We start from the raw sequence: 19,520 nt of genomic DNA on the forward strand, positions 1-19,520 counted from the left end.
CCTTTATACCAAATTTTGAATATTCTTTTTAGTTTGAAAATAAGAAGTAAACATGATAAAATGATTGTCAAAGAAATAACAAGCGATAAATTATTTAATAAGTGGTAGTATTCGGAATCGGAATCGAAGTATGGCAAAGAAGCAATAAACAAACCAGCAATAAACAAACCAGGCATAATTATTTTTATTAGAGTTAGGGAGGTTTGAGGAAAATGAGTAGATTGGATATCAAGACTCGGGATCGTGCCCAAACAGTTGTAGAAGGCTTGTATCAAGATTTGGAACGAAGAATTATAGCAAGTCCACCTGGACTATGTCCGGTTGATATGGCTTCTTCTTTCTTAAAGCTTTGCCATGCCCAAACTTGTGGGAAATGCGTACCCTGTCGCGTTGGCTTAGGTCAATTGCAGCATTTGCTGGATGACGTTTTGGATCTTAGTGATGATGTGGATTTGGATATTATTCAATTAATTGAAAAAACTGCAAAAACCATTCGAGACTCTGCAGATTGCGCGATTGGAACCGAAGCTGCCAATATGGTACTTCGAGGGCTTCAAGGTTTTCGAGAAGATTACATTGAGCATGTGACAAATCACAGATGCGTTGCAAGCATCCAGAATTTAAAACAGCCAGTACCATGCATCGCACTTTGTCCGGCGGAGGTGGATGTACCCGGTTATATTTCTTTAGTTTTAGAAGGGAAATGTGATGATGCCGTACGTTTGATTCGAAAAGATAATCCATTCCCAATTGTTTGTGCTTTGATTTGTGAACACCCTTGTGAGGCAAGATGTCGTCGTAACCTGATTGATGCACCGATTAACATTCGTGGCATGAAGCGATATGCTGTAGATCATTGCGGTAAGGTTGCAATTCCGGAACGAATGCCGGATACAGGAAAAAAGGTAGCAATCATTGGTGGCGGTCCAAGTGGATTGAGTGCAGCATATTTTCTATCTTTAATGGGACATCATGTTACTGTATTTGAAAAAAGAACGCATCTTGGGGGTATGCTTCGTTATGGAATTCCAAGCTATCGTTTGCCTAGAGAACGATTGCAGGAAGACATCGATGCGATATTATCGGCGGGTGTTGAAGTAAAAACAGATTATGATATAGGAAGCGGAGACTCCATTCAAAAACTACGCGATGATTACGATGCTGTTTACATTTCAATTGGAGCACATACACATAAGACGATTGGCATCGAAGGTGAATATGCAAGAGGTGTGATTTCTGCCGTAGAGATATTAAGAAGCATGGGCGATGATACAATGCCAGATTTTAAAGACAAGCAAGTCGTAGTAATTGGCGGAGGGAACGTTGCTATGGATGTAGCAAGAACGGCAAAACGTCTCGGTGCTAAGAAGGTAAGTATTGTGTATCGAAGAAGAAGACAGGATATGACGGCACTTCCGGAAGAGATAGAGGGTGCGATTGCAGAGGGATGCGAATTGTTGGATTTAAAGGCACCGGCTCGTATCAAATCTACCAAAGATGGTGATGTGGAATGCTTATTTGTTAAGCCGCAGATTGCAGGGGAAGCAGATAAGGCCGGGCGGCCAAGACCTATGGATGCACAAGCAGAAGAAGAATGCATTCCTTGTCAGATTATCATTTCAGCAATTGGTCAGGCTACGGTTACTGAACATTTTGAACAATATGGCATTCCAATTAATCGTGGAAATATCGTTGCGACAAGATCGAGTGGAATTGAAAGCATCCCTGGTATTTTTGCAGGTGGTGACTGTGTAAGTGGTCCTTCTACTGTAATCAATGCTGTAGCTGCTGGAAAGGTTGCGGCTGCAAACATTGACAATTATTTGGGATACCATCATGTTATTGAGTGTGATGTAGAAATTCCGGCACCTCGCCATGGAGACCATCCACCTTGTGCCCGTGTTGAGATGAAGGAACGATTGCCAGGCGAAAGAGGCGGTGACTTTGGTGAGATTGAAAAAGGAATGACTGAGGAAGAGGCTCAATATGAAGCGTTGCGCTGCTTACGTTGTGATCATTACGGACTAGGTGTATTTAAGGGAGGACGGGTGAAAAAATGGTAAAATTAATTATAGATAGTAAAAATGTAACCGTTCCGGAAGGAACAACCATTTTAGATGCGGCTGAAAAAGCAGGAATCCATATTCCTCACTTATGTTATTTAAAAGACATTAATGAAATTGGGGCGTGCCGTGTTTGCATTGTTGAAAAAAAAGGAATGGATAAATTAATCACAGCCTGCAACAATGAGGTAGAGCAGGGTATGGAAATTTTTACAAACAGTCCCAAAGTACGTGCAACTAGAAAAGCAAATGTAGAATTAATCTTATCGGATCATGATTGCATGTGTGCGACTTGTGTACGAAGCGGAAATTGCAGTCTGCAAAAGATTGCAAATGATTTAGGTATTGTGGAAATTCCATATAAAATGATTGCAGAGAAAAATCGTTGGGATAAAAATTTCCCATTGATTCGAGACGCATCTAAATGCATTAAATGTATGAGATGCATACAAATTTGTGATAAGGTGCAGGATTTGCAAGTTTGGAATGTATCCGGAAGCGGGTATCGTACGACGGTTGGGGTAATGCAGAATTTGAAAATCCAAGATGCAAATTGTTCCCTTTGCGGGCAGTGCATCACTCATTGTCCGGTAGGAGCTTTGCGAGAAAGAGATGATGTGGGCAGGATGTTCGATGCTTTGGCTGACCCGGATAAAATTACGATTGTACAAGTGGCTCCGGCTGTTCGAACTTCATGGGGAGAAGGCATTGGTCTATATAAAGAGGAAGCCACCTTAGGAAGATTAGTCAGTGCGTTGCGTTGTATGGGATTTGACTATATTTACGATACGACCTATACGGCAGATTTGACCATTATGGAGGAAGGCAGCGAGTTTTTAGAACGTTTCCAAAACCGTGATAAATATAAATGGCCAATGTTTACATCGTGCTGTCCGGGGTGGGTTCGTTTTGTAAAATCGCAGTATCCGGATATGGTTGAAAATTTGTCTTCTGCAAAATCGCCGCAGCAGATGTTTGGTGCCATCACAAAGACATACATTGCAGATAAACTTGGAATCTCACCAGAAAAAATATTTGCGGTATCCATCATGCCATGTGTTGCAAAAAAATATGAATGCGATGTAGAAAATCTATCAGATGCGGGATTTGGTCAGGACGTCGATTTGGTATTGACGACAAGAGAAATTGACCGTATGATTCGTGCGGATCACATTAAAGCGGATGATTTGAAAGAAGAAGAATTTGATGATATGTTTGGTGTGTCTACTGGAGCCGGAGTTATCTTTGGTGCAACCGGGGGTGTAATGGAAGCTGCACTTCGAAGCGCATATTTTTTATTGACAAAGAAGAATCCTGATCCAGAGAGTTTTCGTCGGGTTCGAGGTCTGGATGGTTGGAAGGAAGCTGTCTTTGAAATAGAAGGTACTGCAATTCACGTTGCAGTGGCAAGTGGACTAGGAAATACCAGAAAGCTGATTGAAGCCATTCGAAATGATGAAGTAAAATACGATTTTGTAGAAATTATGGCATGTCCTGGGGGTTGTGCCGGAGGCGGCGGGCAGCCAATTCATGATAATGTGGAAATGGCGGAATCAAGAGGAAAGATTCTTTATGGATTGGACCGTACCGCAAACTTACGGTTCTCCCACGAAAATCCATCCATTCAAAAAACGTATGAAGAATTTTTAGAGAAACCATTATCGGAAAAATCACATCATCTACTTCACACCAATGTAAATGATTGGATTCTAAATAAGTAAATAAAGCATATTAAAAAGTATAATAATTAAGGCATTTAATCCTTTAGGATTGGATGCCTTTTTCATTGTATAATACACAGATAAAAAATAGTTTTCAAAATTCCACTATTTACAACTTCACCTTTCAATCAATATAATGGAATAGAAGTATAAGAAAAGGAGTCGATGATATGCACATGGCGGATGCCTTGATTTCACCAATTGTTGGTGGAACTATGCTGGCTGCTTCTACGGGAGTCGCTGCTTATTCTATTAAAAAAGTACAAAAGGACTTGGATGAAAAAAAGGTTCCTTTTATGGGAGTAATGGGAGCTTTTGTTTTTTCTGCACAAATGATTAATTTTTCAATTCCTGCTACCGGTTCAAGTGGGCATCTTGGCGGAGGAATGCTGCTTGCAATAATGCTTGGCCCCTATGCCGGTTTTTTAACGATGGCATCCATTTTACTGATACAAGCTTTGTTTTTTGGAGATGGAGGATTACTGGCATATGGCTGTAACGTTTGGAATCTTGGGGTTTATACCTGTTTTCTTGCTTACCCTCTTTTTCTTTGGGTTACTAAAAAAGGATTTAATTCAAAGAGAATTTTCTGGGGGGCTATGGTTTCATCTTTGATTGCTCTTCAGCTCGGAGCATTCAGTGTTGTTTTAGAGACACTCTTTTCAGGAAAGACGGAATTGCCTTTTGGTGTGTTCGTTTTACTAATGCAGCCAATTCATCTTGCCATTGGTGTGGTGGAAGGGATTGTAACAGCAGTCATAGCTACTTTTGTATGGAAGGCCAGACCTGAAGTTTTAGAACAGACGGCAAACGGAGAACCAATAGGATCCCTTTCTATTAAGAGGATACTTGTGGTAATTCTTGTAGCTGCCGTTTTGATTGGCGGTTCTCTTTCTTGGTTTGCTTCTGAAAATCCAGATGGATTGGAATGGTCTATGGAAAAAACCGCCGGAAGTACAGAGTTAGAAACAGAGGATGAAATTCACCAAGCATTATCACGAATTCAGGATAAGATTGCTATTTTACCGGATTACGGTTTTTCATCAACAAATGAAGGGGATACCAAGCCAGAAGGAGTACTCTCTAATGAGCGTATTGGGACAAGCATTTCGGGTATTGTAGGAGGATTTTTAACATTAATCTTAGCAATATTTATTGGATTTTTGATTCGATTTTTTAAGAAGAAGAGAAGAGTTAGTCTTAAAAAATAGATGGGATTGCATAAAAAAGTTTACCTAATTTATTAGATCTGATTGGTAAAAAAATGATTGGAACTGGATTTTATGTCTAAAATAAATAATTCATTATATAACATAAGGCTTTTGGATGATCTGGCACAGAAAGAGTCCGTTGTACATAAACTTCATCCACTGATTAAGTTGCTGACTACTTTGGTGTATTTAATCGTAGTTGTGTCTTTTGAAAAATATGATATCAGTGCGTTGCTGCCGTTGATCTTTTATCCTGTTTTGCTTTTTTCAATTTCAGAATTACCGGTTATTCCAATTCTAAAAAGAGTTTTATTTGCCATGCCTTTTATCATCGGTATTGGAATATGGAATCCACTCTTTGATACGCAGATTATAATAGTTGCCGGAATTCATATTGCAAGAGGCTGGCTTGCTTTTTTCTCTCTGGTTTTAAAATGCATATTTACTGTAACTGCAAGTATTTTACTCATTGCATCTACAGGAATGGGACCGCTTTCTCATGCGTTAAGAATGCTAAAGGTTCCTAAGATTTTTATTTTACAGCTTACATTGACCTATCGATATTTATCCGTATTGATGGAAGAGGTTTCTAAAATGATGCGCGCCCATTCTTTAAGAGCACCGCAGCAAAAGGGAATCCATCCTGCGATTTGGGGTTGTTTTTGCGGACAGCTCATATTAAGGACGTTTGATCGTGCAAAGCGTGTTTATGATGCGATGTCATTAAGAGGGTTTCATGGAGAATATCCAGCAGGAAACCTTGTAAAACCTAAGGTAAGCGATTTTGTCTATTTTATTAGTTGGAGTGTTTTTTTTATTCTTATAAGGATTTATAATTTATCTGATCTTATGGGAGATTTGTTTATAGAGGTGATCAAATAATAAATGAGTGAGTTTAACATTAAGGTAACAAATATCTGTTTTTCGTATCCGGATGGGTATGAAGCTATAAAAGACCTTTCATTCGATATTCGTCATGGTGAGTCTGTCGGGATTATCGGTGCAAACGGAGCCGGAAAGTCAACTTTGTTGATGATTTTAATGGGATTGATGTTTCCCATTTGCGGTGAAATTACGATTGATGGTGTTTTGATAACAAAAAATACTTTACCAAAGATTCGACAAAGCCTTGGAATGGTGTTTCAAAATCCGGATGATCAATTATTTCTATCCACGGTATATGAGGATGTGGCATTTGGTCCACGTAATTACAAACTGGATGAGGAGGAAGTTTGCAATAGGGTTTGTGATGCATTGGAGATGGTAGGAATATCACATTTAAAAGAGCGTGCTTCTTTTAAATTATCCGACGGTGAAAAACGTTTAGCAGCCATTGCTTCGGTACTATCTATGCAGCCGGAAGCTTTGATTATGGATGAGCCTACATCGACACTTGACCCAAAAGCACGACGGCGTATCATTCAATTACTAAATAGCTTGCACCATACAAAAATCATAACCAGTCATGATTTGGATATGATACTTGATACCTGTGAACGTGTCATTGTAATAAAAGAAGGCAGGATTGCAGCAGATGGAAAAACAAAGGACCTTTTATCTGATGAAACATTACTGGATCATTGTGGTCTTGAAATGCCTCTTTCATTTCAAAAAAGGAGAAGTACATAAATTGGCACCAATAAAAATAGCAAAACTGGCTCTTTCCAATATGACAATTTCTCTTTATAATGAGGATTATCATTATAAGGAGTAATCGTTAGGAGGAGATAGTTTTATGGATACTAAAATGGATACTAAAATGGATACCAAATATGTTATGATCATTCAGTGCGATATTGCAAGACAGCGATGCAGTGGTTTTGCATGTACAAATGGGTTTTATAATCGAGATGATGTATTTAAAGATTATGATAATAATGTAAGATATCTTTCTTTGACCTGCGGGGGATGCTGCGGTACAAGCCTTGCATCTAAGCTAGAGCATTTTTCTAACAAGTTAAAAAAGGAAACGGATGCTACGAAAAACGATGTTGCAGTACATTTATCTTCTTGTATGGTAACGGATAATTATCATCATGATCGCTGTCCTCATGTAGATTATATTAAGGCACTTATTAAAAAGAAAGGGTATCAAAGGATTATCGAAGGAACCTATATCAGTAAGGCGGCAGAAAAGAGAAGAGAAAAAGGAGAGTATAAACGGTATTAGGAAGTGATGGTGTGATTGTATTAGATAAGAATGAAAATGAACCCAAATATTTGCAAATTTATAAGTATTACAAGTCTCAAATTGTAACAGGACAACTGGTAGAGGGAAATAGACTGCCTTCTACCAGAAGCTTAGCAAATTCAATGGGCATCAGCAGAAATACGGTGGAAGCTGCTTATCAGCAGCTTTGTACAGAAGGTTATCTTACAGGAAAAGCATGCAGTGGTTATGTCGTATTACCGTTTGATGTATACCTTTATAATGATTTGCTTGATAATCAGACTCAAAAGAATGCCGGCATCATGGAGGTATTGCAAGATTCCAGTGGACAGGATATTAAGCAGAACATTAAATATAACTTTCAGTATGAGGAGTTGAATATTAAAGATTTTCCGATTCGTACATGGAAAAGAGCGATAAATGAAATACTTAATTCATATGAAATTGATTGCTTAAGTTCCTATAATGACAGATGTGGTGAGAGCGGACTTCGAAAGGAAATTATGAAATATTTATATTTCTCTAGAGGTGTCAGATGCAAACCGGAACAAATTATACTAACTTCCGGTACTCTGTCAGCGATTAGTCTTATTTGTCAACTATTCATGGATGATTATAGCGAAGTTGCCTTAGAGGAACCTTGTTATGACAGCGCAAGAAAAGCATTCAAAAATCATCAAATGAAAACAATACCGATTCCGATTGAGGAAGATGGTATCAGTATCCCTATTTTAAATGCTTCCAATGCAAAGTTGGTGTATACAACTCCTTCCCATCAATTTCCGACAGGTAAGGTTATGGGAATCAATAAAAGACTTAATTTAATTAAATGGGCAGAAGAAAAGAATGCATTTCTTATTGAAGACGATTATGACAGTGAATTAAGATATAACAGCAGACCAATACCTTCTTTGCAATCTTTAGATTATAAGGGGCGAGTTATCTATATCAATACTTTTTCTAAGTCATTTACTCCTAGCTTAAGAATGAGTTTTATTGTATTGCCGTATTCTTTACTAAAAAAATACAAACAAAAATTTTCAAGATATAACTGTACGGTATCTTGGATTGAACAGAAAGCAATGCAATTTTTTATGCAGGATGGAAGCTGGAGCAGACATTTAAGAAAAATATGTACGGCAAACAAAAAGAAGCACGATGCATTATTAGCTGAAATACATCAATGTATGAAGGATAAGGTGGTCATTCATGGAAACAATGCAGGACTGCATATTTTACTTGAAGTAAACAATGGAATGAATGAAAAGGAGTTAATCAGCAGAGCAGAAGAGGTTGGCGTTCGCGTATACCCCGTATCTGTTTATTGGGAGAATCAAGAAAATTACAAGAATAATATGGTACTTATCGGATATAGCAGCCTTACTGAGGAAGAGATTAAAAAAGGAATTCAATTGCTTCAATCAGTTTGGTTTTAATTACAATTTAATATTAAAAATTAGTAAAATGAAAGCATACAATTGAAAGGTTGAATGCTTTTTTAATTGTCAAAATTATATGTACAATTTATTGAAAAAAGGATATAATTAGGTAAGCGTTTTGTGGAAAATTGTGGTAAGTACTGAAAGGATAAAATTAATGGAATTTTTAGAGGTACTGATATTTTTTTTAATTATTTATTTTGCGGTAAGCTTAGCGATTCGTCCGTTGCTGCATGAAGAGAAGAAAGAAAATATAAGCACGTATGAAGATAAGGCATTATGTTTGCGAGACATGCATATCATAAGTGATGCTGAACTGGAAGATGTTATAGAATTTTTACAGGAAAAGCAGAAAAAAGAAACGGAAAGGATGCAATATCAGTATTACCTTGATTTTTTAGATGAATTAAAGGAAAACGGGTATTTATCCGAAGAAGATTATTTGATAAAGTTAGATAAGTTGAAAAATCACTTCGAAATAAATGAAGTGGAATATCAGTAAGAGGGTATATTATGCGGATATTGATTGATGCGGATGGGTGTCCGGTTGTTGACATAGCTGTTCACCTGGCAAAGAAATATCAGATAGAGTGTATTATTTTATGTGACACGTCTCATTATTTTGACAGAGATGGAGTTCAGACAATTACGGTATCAAAAGGTGCAGACAGTGTTGATTTTGTTTTGGTAAATTTGGTTCAAAAAGGTGATGTGGTAATCACACAAGATTATGGATTGGCTGCCATGTGCCTTGCGCGAAATGCTATGCCAATCAGTCAAAATGGGATGATTTACAGCAAAGATAATATTGATGCGCTATTGATGCAGCGTCATACATCGAAGAAAATTCGTATGGCAGGAGGAAGATATAAAGGGATGCCGAAACGAACGAAAGAGCAGGATCAAGCATTTGAAGAGGTGCTAAGGGGAGTACTGATTAAATGATATTAAAAACAAAACGAATAAAAAAAATAGCTTTTGTTTTTATGACACTTGTTTTTTTAACAGGTATTGTAGGATTTTTACTTGCATATATACCAGCACATATGTCCGAAAAGCATACCAATGATATTGTTAAGATTTATTACCAAGACGTAGGATATACAACAGATACATTTAATTCCACATGGTTAAATCAAATACAATCATATGAGTTGACCGCAGAACAAGGATATACAATACCAGTGTATTATATATGTCCCAATGAGGTTTATGAAAACAAAACCATAATTTTAGTACATTGGCACGAGTCGAATCATACCGTCATGTATCCCATAGCTGAAGTGTTTGCGAAGCAGGGATGGAATGTTGTTTTATATGATCAACGTGCACATGGAAAAAACACAGCGAAAACGGTTACTTTTGGATATTTGGAAAGTGTAGATTTACAACAAGTCGTTGATTTTGTTTTTGAGAAATCAAATGGAGCAATGATTGGCGCATTGGGTCAATCCATGGGAGCAGCAACCATTGCATATTATTCAGGAACGAAGCATGCGAATCAATGTCTTGATTTTGCAATTATCGATAGTGCATATAGCAGCATGGAGGATGAAATTTATTCTGAAATATCCAAACAAAAAATCCCCCTGCCTGCGAAAGCCTTGACGTCACTTGGAAGTGGATTCTGTAAATTGATTTATGGATATTCCTTTTCTGATGTAGATATTATAAAACAAGTAAAGAGTAACAATAGCCTGACCCTTGTAATGCACAGCAAATGTGATGGCAAGTGTCCCTATTATATGGGAGAGCAGATTTTCAACGCAATCCCTCATGACAGTAAAAGGTTAATTACATATGAGGAATCAGATCACCTTTTTTCATTTTGGGATGAAAAAGAGCGTTATTGTGAAGAAATCTTTTTATTTATGGATGAATACCTCAACTGAAATAAAACTCGTTGCTTTTCCGCAGTTTAATGTTTTCTTTAATAAGTATATCGGAGAAATTTACAGCGAATATGAAAAATAAGATGATTTTTTAAAATATAATGCTTAGAAAGAAGTAGCTAGCTAAAATAATTGAAAAGAAAAGGCGTAAAGATGAGAAAAAAATATTTTGTATTTTCATTAATATTAATTATCATGGTAGGACTTTCTTCATGTAGTAGTGCATTTGGAAGAATTCCTCAATCGGAGCTATTTGAGATTAAAAAAGAGGATGTACATATACTTGCAGATAATTTTTGCGTAAAGGATGGGGTTAATTATGAAGATAAAACCCTCCTTGAAAGTACAGATTTTATCGGGTTTGATTGTTGGGTAGATAAAGAGCAAGCTGATCTAGTTGAAGTTTATTTTAAACTTACAACGGAAGGACAACAAAAGATTGCCGATGGAACTAAAAAATTTGAAGAGGCTTCTGGATTTTTATCGGTATGGATTGGTGAGGAGTTATTAGGTACGCCTAAAGTAATGGAACCGATTACTAGTGATGGATTTGTTCTTACTTTATGTATAGATAATATTCAAAGTTTAATTGAAAAAATGGAAGGAAAAACAGATCAGTAAATACACTCAAGGAGCATCAAAATAGTAATAGACATAGAAGGGAACGGAATTATTTTTATGACGAAACGAAGCAAACAAAATATATTTGCGTTAATTACAATATTTCTTTGGGCATCAGCGTTTCCATTGACTAAGATTGCTATGGAACATTATACACCGAATGCGTTAGGTTTTATTCGATGCACAATAGCAGCAATTTTTTTATGCATTCTTTGCAGAGTTCACCATATAAAGCTTCCACCCAAAAAGGACATTCCTTGGTTCTTTTTATCAGGGGGACTGGGTTTTACATTGTATATGATTGCTTTTAATTTTGGAATGCAGACATTAACTTCTGCAACATCAAGTATTATTATTGCAACTACCCCAATTTTAACGGCAGTTGCTGCATCGAAATTGTACGGAGAGAAAATTTCTAAGATTGGCTGGGGCGCAATTGTGATGGCATTTGTCGGTGTTATTGTTCTTATGCTTTGGGATGGTATTTTTTCAATTAATATCGGATTAATTTGGATCCTTTTTGCTGCAATTATTTTTTGTTCGTATAATCTATTGATACGAAGATTTGTTTTAAAGGGGTATTCATCACTACAGATTGTTACATACAGCATGACATGTGGGGCAGTTCTTCTTGCTATTTTTTCTCCACAAGGTGTGAATCAAATAATGACAGCAGGAGTAAAACAAATTCTGGTAGTGATGTATCTTGCAATCCTGGCGAGTGCAATGGCATACTTATTTTGGAATAAGGCAATGGCAATGGCTGATAAAACAAGTGATGTGACGAACTATATCTTTGCAGTACCGTTGCTTTCAACTGTCATGGGATTTATTTTTTTGAAAGAAATTCCAAACTATGGAGTTTTGATTGGAGGAACCATGATTATTATCAGTCTTATTATATTTAATTCAAAAGGGCAAGAGAAAGAGTAAAAGGAGGCAGACTATGAACCCAACAAAAACCATGAAAATTAGGAAGTCCATGCGGACATATAAAGAAATTCCTATTGCAGAAGAAACAAAAGAAAAGCTAAGGAGCTATATAAAAGAGGTGTCCGGTCCATTTGGAAAGAAAATGAGATTTGAGCTTGTAGATAAGTGTGATATAGATTCCAATGTAAAGCTAGGTACTTATGGAGTGATTAAAGGTGCCCAGACATATATCTGCGCGATTGTTGAGAGGGAAAATCGTTATGAAGAAAACTTGGGCTATGCCTTTGAAAAAATCATTCTTTATGCAACTTCACTTGGTTTGGGAACGTGTTGGCTCGGAGGTACCTTTAAGCGCAGTGATTTTGATACAGCGTTATCTTTAGCGGAGAATGAATTTATTCCCGTAGTAACAACGGTTGGATATGCAAAGGATAATCGAAGCTTAATTGATAGATTGTTGGTCATCAGTGCCGGATCAAAAAACAGAAAAGACTTTCGTGAGCTATTTTTAAATAGTGATTTGGAACATCCTTTAAACCCCGAGGATGCAGGAAGGTATAAGGAAGCCTTTGAAATGGTTCGAATTGCACCTTCCGGTTCTAATAAACAGCCATGGAGAGTTGCAAAGGACGAAAACGCTTTTCATTTTTTCCTATGCCGTAACAAAGGCTATGCAAGTTTTTTAGATTATGACATTCAAAGATTGGATATGGGAATTGCGATGTGTCATTTTGATTTGACAATCAAAGAACTTGGTTATCATGGAGAATGGGAGAAAAAAAATCTCAATTTCACTGGAAATGATAATTTAGAATATATTATTAGTTATATAATAAATGAAGATAAATAGTCTTAAATAATATGTAAAACGGCAATGCATTGCCGTTTTATTTTTCTTACTTCTGTCTTCCAATAATATCTAAGTTTTTTATGATGATTAATTTTATTTTGTAGGAAATATTTCATATTATATATAAAGCATTCGTTCACTTTTTATTAATTTGACAAAAATATAAAAAAAGTAGAAAATAAGAACATAACATCAAAAAAAGGAGAATACTATGGAAACGAATATGGGAAATGAAGAGATGAATATGCAGCGTACTATGGTGCTGCAAGAAAAACCTAAGAAGAAAAAAAGAATTGGCTTATGGATTTTTCTTGGCATTTTAGCGCTTTTTATTTTGATTGTAGTAGGTGCATTTTTTTTAGGTGATGATTCAAGCTATTCTTACGCTGTGGATGAACCATATATTGCTACAATTTATGTTGAAGGTACCATTGCTTCTTCGAATACAGATTCCTTTGGGGTCGCTATGGGTTATCAGCATAATTGGACGTTGGATCAGATGGATTATCTGATGTCAGATGAAAACAACAAGGGATTGATTGTATTTGTAAACTCTCCGGGCGGAGGCGTTTATGAAAGCGATGAATTGTATTTAAAGATTAAGGAATATCAAGAAATAACAGGAAATCCGGTTTATGCTACTATGGGAAATATGGCTGCCTCCGGTGGTTATTATATTTCGGCACCTGCAGATAAGATATTTGCAAATCGTAACACTTGGACCGGTTCTATTGGTGTAACAATGGGAACACTTTTTGATGTTTCTGACGTCTTAAAAAAGTATGGCATAAAGACAAATACCATTACTTCGGGCGCAAATAAGGCAATGGGAAGTCCGGTTGAACCTATGACAGAGGAACAGCATGCTATTTTTCAATCCTTAGTGGATGAAGCTTATGAGCAGTTTACGGATATCGTATCTACAGAACGTGATATACCAATGGCAGATACAAAGAAGCTTGCGGATGGCAGAATTTATACTGCAAAACAAGCGTTGAAGCTGAAGTTAGTAGATAAAATCGGTACGTACGAAGAGGCATTGAATGATATGCGTGAGACGTATGATTTATATAACTGCGAACAGGTAGATGTTATTTATGAAGACGATTCTCTGTTTGGAAGCTTGATGGCAGATACAGGTGTTTCTAATATGCTTTCCTCAATCGTTAAGCTTAAAAGCCAGAGTGATGTAACGGAAATCTTGGGATTAGTAAAAGAACGTAAGGATTCTCCGGTTAGTTATCTATGCGATTACTTAAAATAGGAGTTCGTGCATGACGGAAAGAAAAAAGTTGAATCAAAAGGATATTCCTTTATTAGATGCAATTGTTAAGTATAATGAGAAAAAGCCCGCTTATTTTTGCATTCCGGGTCATCGTTATGAAAAAGGAATTAATCTGCGTTTTCGGGAAATTGTAGGAGATGCTATCTTTTCCTTTGACTTGACGGAGACTCCTTATATGGATGATTTACACAACGCAGAAGGTGCCATTTGGGAAGCGGAGGAATTAGCGAGAGAAGTATTTGGAGCCGATGACACACACTTTTTAGTCAATGGAACCACTTGCGGAAATCAGGCAATGATTCTATCCACTGCTTTTGAAGGAGAGAAAATTGCAATACCAAGAAATGCGCACAAATCAGTGCTTATGGGATTGATTCTAAGCGGTGCAGAACCAATTTATCTGATGCCTGAGATTTCTCATGAAACCGGACTTTTGGGAGGAATTACACCTGAAAGCGTGGAAACGATGTTTAGAAACCATCCGGATTGCAAAGGAGTGTTTGTCGTTAGTCCAACCTATTATGGTGTATGCAGCGATTTGAAAGCCATTGCAGAGATTTGTCATAAGCATAATGCCGTTCTTTTGGTAGATGAGGCGCATGGGGCGCATTGCTATTTTTCTGATTTGCTTCCAAAAGGAGCATTGGAACAAGGTGCAGATATGTGTGCACAAAGCATTCATAAGGTTACAGGTTCTTTAACACAAAGTTCAATGCTTCATGTGAAATCCAAGCTGGTTGATCAAAAATGTGTGGATGCAAATCTGCATTTGGTGCAAAGTACAAGTCCTTCGTATTTACTTTTGATCTCTTTAGATGCAGCAAGACATGATTTGGCAAATCAAGGTAAAGTTTTAATTTCAAAAGCGGTAGAACTTTCAGAATATGTAAGAACAGCTTTAAAGTCTGTTGCTGGAATTACGTGTGTTGGTCACGAGATTGTTGGGACAGCCGGAATTTGTGATTTGGATATAACTCGTTTGACCATCAGTGCGTCTAATTTAGGATTAAGTGGATATCAATTAAAAGATTTGCTTTTTGAAGAATACAATTGTGATGTAGAACTTGCAGACGATAAAAATATATTAGCTATCGTTACTTTTGCGAATACAAAAGAAGATATGGAGCAGCTTTTAAACGCCTTGATTGCCATTTCCGAACAGTATAAAGATGGAATGCCTATTACACAGCATGGTAAATTTCCGGCAAAGCCAGAATTGGTGCTTTCCCCCAGAAAGGCTTATTTTTTGGAAAAGGAAGACATTGAATGGAAGGATGCAGTCGGAAGAATCGCAGGAGAGTTGATTGCACCATATCCGCCGGGCATTCCGGTCGTTTATCCAGGTGAACGAATGAGCCAAGAGGTGTGGGATTTCATAGAAGAGTATCGCATTAGTAATGGTCATTTTCATGGACCGGCTGATAGTAATTTAGACTATTTTAAGGTTATAAGAGAAATAAAATAACGAGTTGCTAGTTACTACTTGTTTTATTAGAGTCTCATTATGAAGATATATTATCAAATAAAATTAAAATCAAAAGGGTGTTAAGTTTATTACTTGACATCCTTTTTTTTTTATGCTATTCTTTAACATGTTGTATAAGGAGGGTGGAATATGTTTGATAAGATCATAGAAGTTAGTATGTTATATGATTTTTACGGACAATTACTTTCTGAAAAGCAAAGAACTTATTTTGAGCTTTACCATGAAGACAATTATTCTTTGTCAGAGATTGGGGCAGAATACAATATAAGCCGACAAGGTGTTTATGATGTTGTAAAGAAAGCCGAAAAGTCACTTTATGACTTTGAAAAAAAATTGGGATTGGTTCAAAAATTTCTAGATACACAGAGTGCCTTACAGCAAATTGATCGAGCACTCGAGGCATTGATTTTTGAAAATAGTACAAATACCAAGCTGGTATGTAATCTGACACAGATTCGCAGTACGATTGATAAGTTAAACGATTAAAAATAAGTAGGCAATAGACAGGGGCAAAGACACAGGATACAGGAGTGATACAATGGCATTTGAAGGTCTTTCGGAGAAATTACAAGGCGTATTTAAAAAGCTCAAGGGTAAGGGCGTTTTGACGGAAACAGACATCAACGAGGCAATGCGAGAAGTAAAATTGGCTCTGCTTGAAGCCGATGTCAATTTTAAGGTTGTAAAAGACTTTGTTTCCAATGTGAAAGAAAAATCTTTGGGACAAGACGTTTTGGAAAGCTTAACGCCTGCACAGCAAGTGGTTAAAATTGTAAATGGAGAATTAATTGAATTACTTGGAGGGACCAACAGCAAGCTGACGTTTTCACCTCGTGGGTTTACGGTCATTTTAATGGCAGGTTTGCAAGGTACCGGTAAAACAACGACTTGCGGTAAGCTTGCAAGCTACTTAAAGAAAAATGGAAAAAAACCAATGTTGGCAGCCTGTGATATTTATCGTCCTGCAGCAATTGACCAGTTAGAAATTGTAGGAAAAACGGTAGATGTGCCTGTTTTTACAATGAGAGAGTGCAACGATGCAGTACTCATTGCAGAAAAGGCAGTGAAAGAAGCAGAATACAAAGGCTATGATGTTCTTATTTTAGATACGGCAGGCCGTTTGCATATTGATGAGACTTTGATGGATGAATTGGTTTCCATCAAGAAAAAGACAAAACCACATGAAATTCTTTTGGTTGTGGATGCCATGACTGGACAAGATGCAGTGAATGCAGCAAAAGCGTTCAATGAAGCATTGGGCATTGATGGGATTGTAATGACAAAGCTCGATGGTGATACTAGAGGCGGTGCGGCACTTTCTGCAAAATCCGTAACTGGAAAGCCCATTAAGTTCATGGGTATGGGTGAAAAGCTGGATGCTTTGGAACCATTCCATCCGGAGCGTATGGCATCTCGAATTCTCGGCATGGGCGATATGATGAGCTTGATTGAAAAAGCACAGGAAAACTTTGACGAGAAAAAAGCTGAAGAATTAGAAAAGAAAATGAAGAAAAACGAATTTACCCTAGAGGACTTTTTAGAACAGTTTGGGCAAGTTCGTAAAATGGGTGGTCTAGCCAAAATTATGGATATGATGCCAGGTATGGGTGGTAAGATAAATGATTCGGATATCGATCAAGGCGAAAAAGAATTGAAGTATATGGAAGCCATCATCCAGTCAATGACAAAGGAAGAAAGGAAAAATCCTTCCGTTCTGAATGCCAGCCGAAGAAAACGAATTGCTGCAGGGGCAGGTGTTACCGTAAACCGTATTAATACATTGATTAAAAAATATGAAGACACCAAAAAACTGATGAAACAGTTTAATGGACCTAAGTTTAAAAGAAATCGTATGTTTAAAGGATTCTAATGAATACAGAGAATTTTAAACAACAAAATGAAAATGGCCATAATGCTTGCAAGTTTTGCGAGATGGTAGATACAAATTAACACAAGGAGGTGGAATAAATGGCAGTTAAAATTAGATTAAAGAGAATGGGTGCAAACAAGAAGCCTTTCTACAGAGTAGTGGTTGCAGACTCTCGTTCACCAAGAGATGGAAAATTCATTGAAGAAATTGGTTATTATAATCCGCTTGTAGATCCTGCTGAAATTAAAATCGATGCAGAAAAAGCAAAGAAATGGATTGGAACTGGAGCACAGCCAACAGAAACCGTAAGAAGTCTTTTCAAGAAGTCTGGTATCATTGAATAAGAAAGCGGTGAAATGTTATGGTGGAACTAGTAGAAGCGATTGCAAAATCACTCGTTGATCATCCAGAAGCGGTAGATGTTAAGGAAGTTCAAGGGCGTCAGGCAGTCGTAATCGAACTGAAGGTTGCTCCGGATGACATGGGTAAGGTTATCGGCAAACAGGGGAGAATCGCTAAAGCGCTTCGTACTGTTGTAAAGGCCGCAGCAACCAAAGCAAATAAAAAAGTAATTGTAGAAATTGTACAATAAAAGGTATATTTATTCTAGAGTACTGCAGGAACGGGGCTGTCTGGAAAAACGAAGTGGCAAGAAAAATGTCGATTGGTTTTGAGACAGCTCCTTATTGTATACAAAGTAGAAAAAGAAAGGGTTAAACGCATGAAGGACAGAATTACCCTAGGCCAAATTACAAGTGCAGTTGGCATAAAAGGTGAAATGAGGGTATATCCTTATACGGACTATATGGAACGCTTTTCTGAAATAGAGAAATTGCAGATAGAAGAAAAAGAATATGCAATTGAACGGGTTAGTTATCGAAAAAATATGGTCATATTAAAGCTGAAAGGGATTGAGGATCGTAATCTTGCTGAGGAACAAAAAGGAAAGAAACTGTATTTAAACAAGGAAGATATGTGGGAAATACCAGAGGATACTTATTTTGTTTTTGATCTTTTGGGACTTACCGTATTAAATGAATCTAATGAAACAATTGGAGTAGTTACGGATGTCATACAAAACAGTGCACAGGATATTTATCAAATTAAAATGAAAAATGGGAAGCAATTCTTGCTTCCGGCTGTAAAAGAATTTATTTTATCCGTAAATATAGAAGAGAAAACAATGATAGTTCGATTAATTGAAGGTTTGGTAGAGTTATGAGGATTGATGTATTAACATTATTTCCGGAAATGTTTGCACCGGTTACAGAGCAAAGTATTTTGGGAAGAGCCAGAGAAAATCAGATTTTGGATGTAAGACTTACTAACATTCGCGACTACAGCTTGGACAAGCATAAAAAAACGGACGATTACCCGTTTGGAGGGGGCGCCGGGATGGTTATGTCTGTCGAACCTGTTTTTCGCTCTTTGGATGCAATACAGGCAAAGGGTAAACGGATGATATACATGTCTCCGCGTGGTAGAATGTTAGATCATGCGCTGATTCAGGAATTGGCACAAGAACCGGAGCTTGTTATATTGTGTGGACATTATGAAGGTGTTGATCAGAGGATTTTAGATTACTGGAACATGGAGGAGGTCTCAGTAGGAGACTATATTCTAACAGGGGGGGAGCTGCCGGCAATGATTTTAATTGATGCGGTGGCACGTCTGATTCCGGAAGTTCTTGGAAGCAGTGAAGCAAATATGGAAGAATCCATATATTGTGGTCTTTTGGAATATCCCCAATATACAAAACCAAGAAGCTATCAAGGATTGGGTGTTCCTGAGGTTTTGGTTTCCGGAAATCATAAAAAAATCCACTTATGGAAGTTTCAAAAATCTTTAGAGATAACAAAAGAAAGAAGACCGGATTTGTGGAACACTTTTTTAAAAAAAGTCGATCAACTTACAAAAGAAGAAAAGAAGATTCTGCATCAGCTTTTAGAGTCGGAAGACTTGTAGAAGCAAATGTTTTA

At 37.1% G+C, this 19,520-nt stretch carries 21 protein-coding genes; all 21 read left to right on the forward strand.

What is annotated here, in order from left to right; genetic code table 11:
• Positions 1–212: 212 nt before the first annotated feature.
• A complete protein-coding gene (locus tag I2490_RS06710) occupies positions 213–2,063 on the forward strand; it encodes an NAD(P)-binding protein (protein WP_206458974.1) in 1,851 nt (616 codons plus the stop codon).
• Positions 2,057–3,784 (forward strand): NADH-dependent [FeFe] hydrogenase, group A6, encoded by a 1,728-nt coding sequence (locus I2490_RS06715; RefSeq protein ID WP_206458975.1) that lies wholly within the window; start codon positions 2,057–2,059, stop codon positions 3,782–3,784. The genes I2490_RS06710 and I2490_RS06715 overlap by 7 nt, the downstream gene beginning before the upstream one ends.
• Before the next feature lie 170 nt (positions 3,785–3,954).
• Entirely contained in the window at positions 3,955–4,995 is a 1,041-nt protein-coding gene (locus I2490_RS06720) for an energy-coupling factor ABC transporter permease (protein ID WP_206458976.1), read from the forward strand.
• 72 nt (positions 4,996–5,067) lie between these two features.
• Positions 5,068–5,877, forward strand: coding sequence for an energy-coupling factor transporter transmembrane component T family protein (locus I2490_RS06725; RefSeq protein WP_206458977.1), 810 nt, complete (start codon positions 5,068–5,070; stop codon positions 5,875–5,877).
• 3 nt (positions 5,878–5,880) lie between these two features.
• Entirely contained in the window at positions 5,881–6,624 is a 744-nt protein-coding gene (locus tag I2490_RS06730) for an energy-coupling factor ABC transporter ATP-binding protein (RefSeq protein WP_206458978.1), read from the forward strand.
• Between the two features lie 106 nt (positions 6,625–6,730).
• A complete protein-coding gene (locus I2490_RS06735) occupies positions 6,731–7,165 on the forward strand; it encodes a CGGC domain-containing protein (protein WP_330634588.1) in 435 nt (144 codons plus the stop codon).
• 11 nt (positions 7,166–7,176) lie between these two features.
• Positions 7,177–8,601: a MocR-like pyridoxine biosynthesis transcription factor PdxR gene (gene pdxR, locus I2490_RS06740; RefSeq protein WP_206458979.1), complete on the forward strand. Its 1,425-nt coding sequence runs from the start codon at positions 7,177–7,179 to the stop codon at positions 8,599–8,601.
• A 160-nt stretch (positions 8,602–8,761) separates the two neighbouring features.
• Positions 8,762–9,106 carry a hypothetical protein gene (locus I2490_RS06745; protein ID WP_206458980.1) on the forward strand — a complete coding sequence of 115 codons (345 nt, stop codon included), beginning with the start codon at positions 8,762–8,764 and terminating at the stop codon, positions 9,104–9,106.
• An 11-nt stretch (positions 9,107–9,117) separates the two neighbouring features.
• Complete coding sequence (locus I2490_RS06750) at positions 9,118–9,549, forward strand: YaiI/YqxD family protein (RefSeq protein ID WP_206458981.1); 432 nt, start codon at positions 9,118–9,120, stop codon at positions 9,547–9,549.
• Entirely contained in the window at positions 9,546–10,496 is a 951-nt protein-coding gene (locus I2490_RS06755) for an alpha/beta hydrolase (RefSeq protein WP_206458982.1), read from the forward strand. The genes I2490_RS06750 and I2490_RS06755 overlap by 4 nt, the downstream gene beginning before the upstream one ends.
• 153 nt (positions 10,497–10,649) lie before the next feature.
• A complete protein-coding gene (locus I2490_RS06760; protein ID WP_206458983.1) occupies positions 10,650–11,117 on the forward strand; it encodes a hypothetical protein in 468 nt (155 codons plus the stop codon).
• Positions 11,118–11,174: 57 nt separating this feature from the next.
• On the forward strand, positions 11,175–12,050 hold the full coding sequence (locus tag I2490_RS06765) for a DMT family transporter (protein ID WP_206458984.1): 876 nt from the start codon (positions 11,175–11,177) through the stop codon (positions 12,048–12,050).
• A 13-nt stretch (positions 12,051–12,063) separates the two neighbouring features.
• Complete coding sequence (locus I2490_RS06770; protein WP_206458985.1) at positions 12,064–12,900, forward strand: nitroreductase family protein; 837 nt, start codon at positions 12,064–12,066, stop codon at positions 12,898–12,900.
• A gap of 211 nt (positions 12,901–13,111) precedes the next feature.
• Positions 13,112–14,164, forward strand: a complete 1,053-nt coding sequence (sppA, locus tag I2490_RS06775; protein ID WP_206458986.1) for a signal peptide peptidase SppA — start codon at positions 13,112–13,114, stop codon at positions 14,162–14,164.
• A 10-nt stretch (positions 14,165–14,174) separates the two neighbouring features.
• Positions 14,175–15,650, forward strand: a complete 1,476-nt coding sequence (locus I2490_RS06780; RefSeq protein ID WP_206458987.1) for an aminotransferase class I/II-fold pyridoxal phosphate-dependent enzyme — start codon at positions 14,175–14,177, stop codon at positions 15,648–15,650.
• 150 nt (positions 15,651–15,800) lie between these two features.
• A complete protein-coding gene (ylxM, locus tag I2490_RS06785) occupies positions 15,801–16,157 on the forward strand; it encodes a YlxM family DNA-binding protein (RefSeq protein ID WP_206458988.1) in 357 nt (118 codons plus the stop codon).
• 52 nt (positions 16,158–16,209) lie between these two features.
• Positions 16,210–17,541, forward strand: a complete 1,332-nt coding sequence (gene ffh / locus I2490_RS06790; RefSeq protein WP_206458989.1) for a signal recognition particle protein — start codon at positions 16,210–16,212, stop codon at positions 17,539–17,541.
• A gap of 98 nt (positions 17,542–17,639) precedes the next feature.
• Positions 17,640–17,885, forward strand: a complete 246-nt coding sequence (gene rpsP / locus I2490_RS06795; protein ID WP_206458990.1) for a 30S ribosomal protein S16 — start codon at positions 17,640–17,642, stop codon at positions 17,883–17,885.
• Positions 17,886–17,902: 17 nt separating this feature from the next.
• Positions 17,903–18,133 (forward strand): KH domain-containing protein, encoded by a 231-nt coding sequence (locus tag I2490_RS06800; RefSeq protein WP_206458991.1) that lies wholly within the window; start codon positions 17,903–17,905, stop codon positions 18,131–18,133.
• Positions 18,134–18,262: 129 nt separating this feature from the next.
• Positions 18,263–18,763, forward strand: a complete 501-nt coding sequence (gene rimM / locus I2490_RS06805) for a ribosome maturation factor RimM (RefSeq protein WP_206458992.1) — start codon at positions 18,263–18,265, stop codon at positions 18,761–18,763.
• The gene (gene trmD / locus I2490_RS06810; RefSeq protein WP_206458993.1) at positions 18,760–19,506 is read left to right on the forward strand and encodes a tRNA (guanosine(37)-N1)-methyltransferase TrmD; all 747 of its coding nucleotides are present in this window, start codon (positions 18,760–18,762) and stop codon (positions 19,504–19,506) included. The genes rimM and trmD overlap by 4 nt, the downstream gene beginning before the upstream one ends.
• Positions 19,507–19,520: the final 14 nt, after the last annotated feature.

Source organism: Anaerovorax sp. IOR16, from assembly GCF_017168145.1.
GTDB lineage: Bacteria > Bacillota > Clostridia > Peptostreptococcales > Anaerovoracaceae > IOR16.

Excerpts from the sequence above, each read along its gene's own strand:
- I2490_RS06750 (WP_206458981.1), top strand. The coding sequence starts at position 9,118 with ATGCGGATATTGATTGATGCGGATGGGTGTCCGGTTGTTGACATAGCT.
- I2490_RS06720 (WP_206458976.1), top strand. The coding sequence starts at position 3,955 with ATGCACATGGCGGATGCCTTGATTTCACCAATTGTTGGTGGAACTATG.
- I2490_RS06770 (WP_206458985.1), top strand. The coding sequence starts at position 12,064 with ATGAACCCAACAAAAACCATGAAAATTAGGAAGTCCATGCGGACATAT.
- I2490_RS06725 (WP_206458977.1), top strand. The coding sequence starts at position 5,068 with ATGTCTAAAATAAATAATTCATTATATAACATAAGGCTTTTGGATGAT.
- I2490_RS06780 (WP_206458987.1), top strand. The coding sequence starts at position 14,175 with ATGACGGAAAGAAAAAAGTTGAATCAAAAGGATATTCCTTTATTAGAT.
- I2490_RS06730 (WP_206458978.1), top strand. The coding sequence starts at position 5,881 with ATGAGTGAGTTTAACATTAAGGTAACAAATATCTGTTTTTCGTATCCG.
- trmD (WP_206458993.1), top strand. The coding sequence starts at position 18,760 with ATGAGGATTGATGTATTAACATTATTTCCGGAAATGTTTGCACCGGTT.
- rpsP (WP_206458990.1), top strand. The coding sequence starts at position 17,640 with ATGGCAGTTAAAATTAGATTAAAGAGAATGGGTGCAAACAAGAAGCCT.
- I2490_RS06755 (WP_206458982.1), top strand. The coding sequence starts at position 9,546 with ATGATATTAAAAACAAAACGAATAAAAAAAATAGCTTTTGTTTTTATG.
- ffh (WP_206458989.1), top strand. The coding sequence starts at position 16,210 with ATGGCATTTGAAGGTCTTTCGGAGAAATTACAAGGCGTATTTAAAAAG.
- I2490_RS06760 (WP_206458983.1), top strand. The coding sequence starts at position 10,650 with ATGAGAAAAAAATATTTTGTATTTTCATTAATATTAATTATCATGGTA.
- I2490_RS06745 (WP_206458980.1), top strand. The coding sequence starts at position 8,762 with ATGGAATTTTTAGAGGTACTGATATTTTTTTTAATTATTTATTTTGCG.
- rimM (WP_206458992.1), top strand. The coding sequence starts at position 18,263 with ATGAAGGACAGAATTACCCTAGGCCAAATTACAAGTGCAGTTGGCATA.
- sppA (WP_206458986.1), top strand. The coding sequence starts at position 13,112 with ATGGAAACGAATATGGGAAATGAAGAGATGAATATGCAGCGTACTATG.
- I2490_RS06710 (WP_206458974.1), top strand. The coding sequence starts at position 213 with ATGAGTAGATTGGATATCAAGACTCGGGATCGTGCCCAAACAGTTGTA.
- I2490_RS06735 (WP_330634588.1), top strand. The coding sequence starts at position 6,731 with ATGGATACTAAAATGGATACTAAAATGGATACCAAATATGTTATGATC.
- ylxM (WP_206458988.1), top strand. The coding sequence starts at position 15,801 with ATGTTTGATAAGATCATAGAAGTTAGTATGTTATATGATTTTTACGGA.
- I2490_RS06800 (WP_206458991.1), top strand. The coding sequence starts at position 17,903 with ATGGTGGAACTAGTAGAAGCGATTGCAAAATCACTCGTTGATCATCCA.
- I2490_RS06765 (WP_206458984.1), top strand. The coding sequence starts at position 11,175 with ATGACGAAACGAAGCAAACAAAATATATTTGCGTTAATTACAATATTT.
- I2490_RS06715 (WP_206458975.1), top strand. The coding sequence starts at position 2,057 with ATGGTAAAATTAATTATAGATAGTAAAAATGTAACCGTTCCGGAAGGA.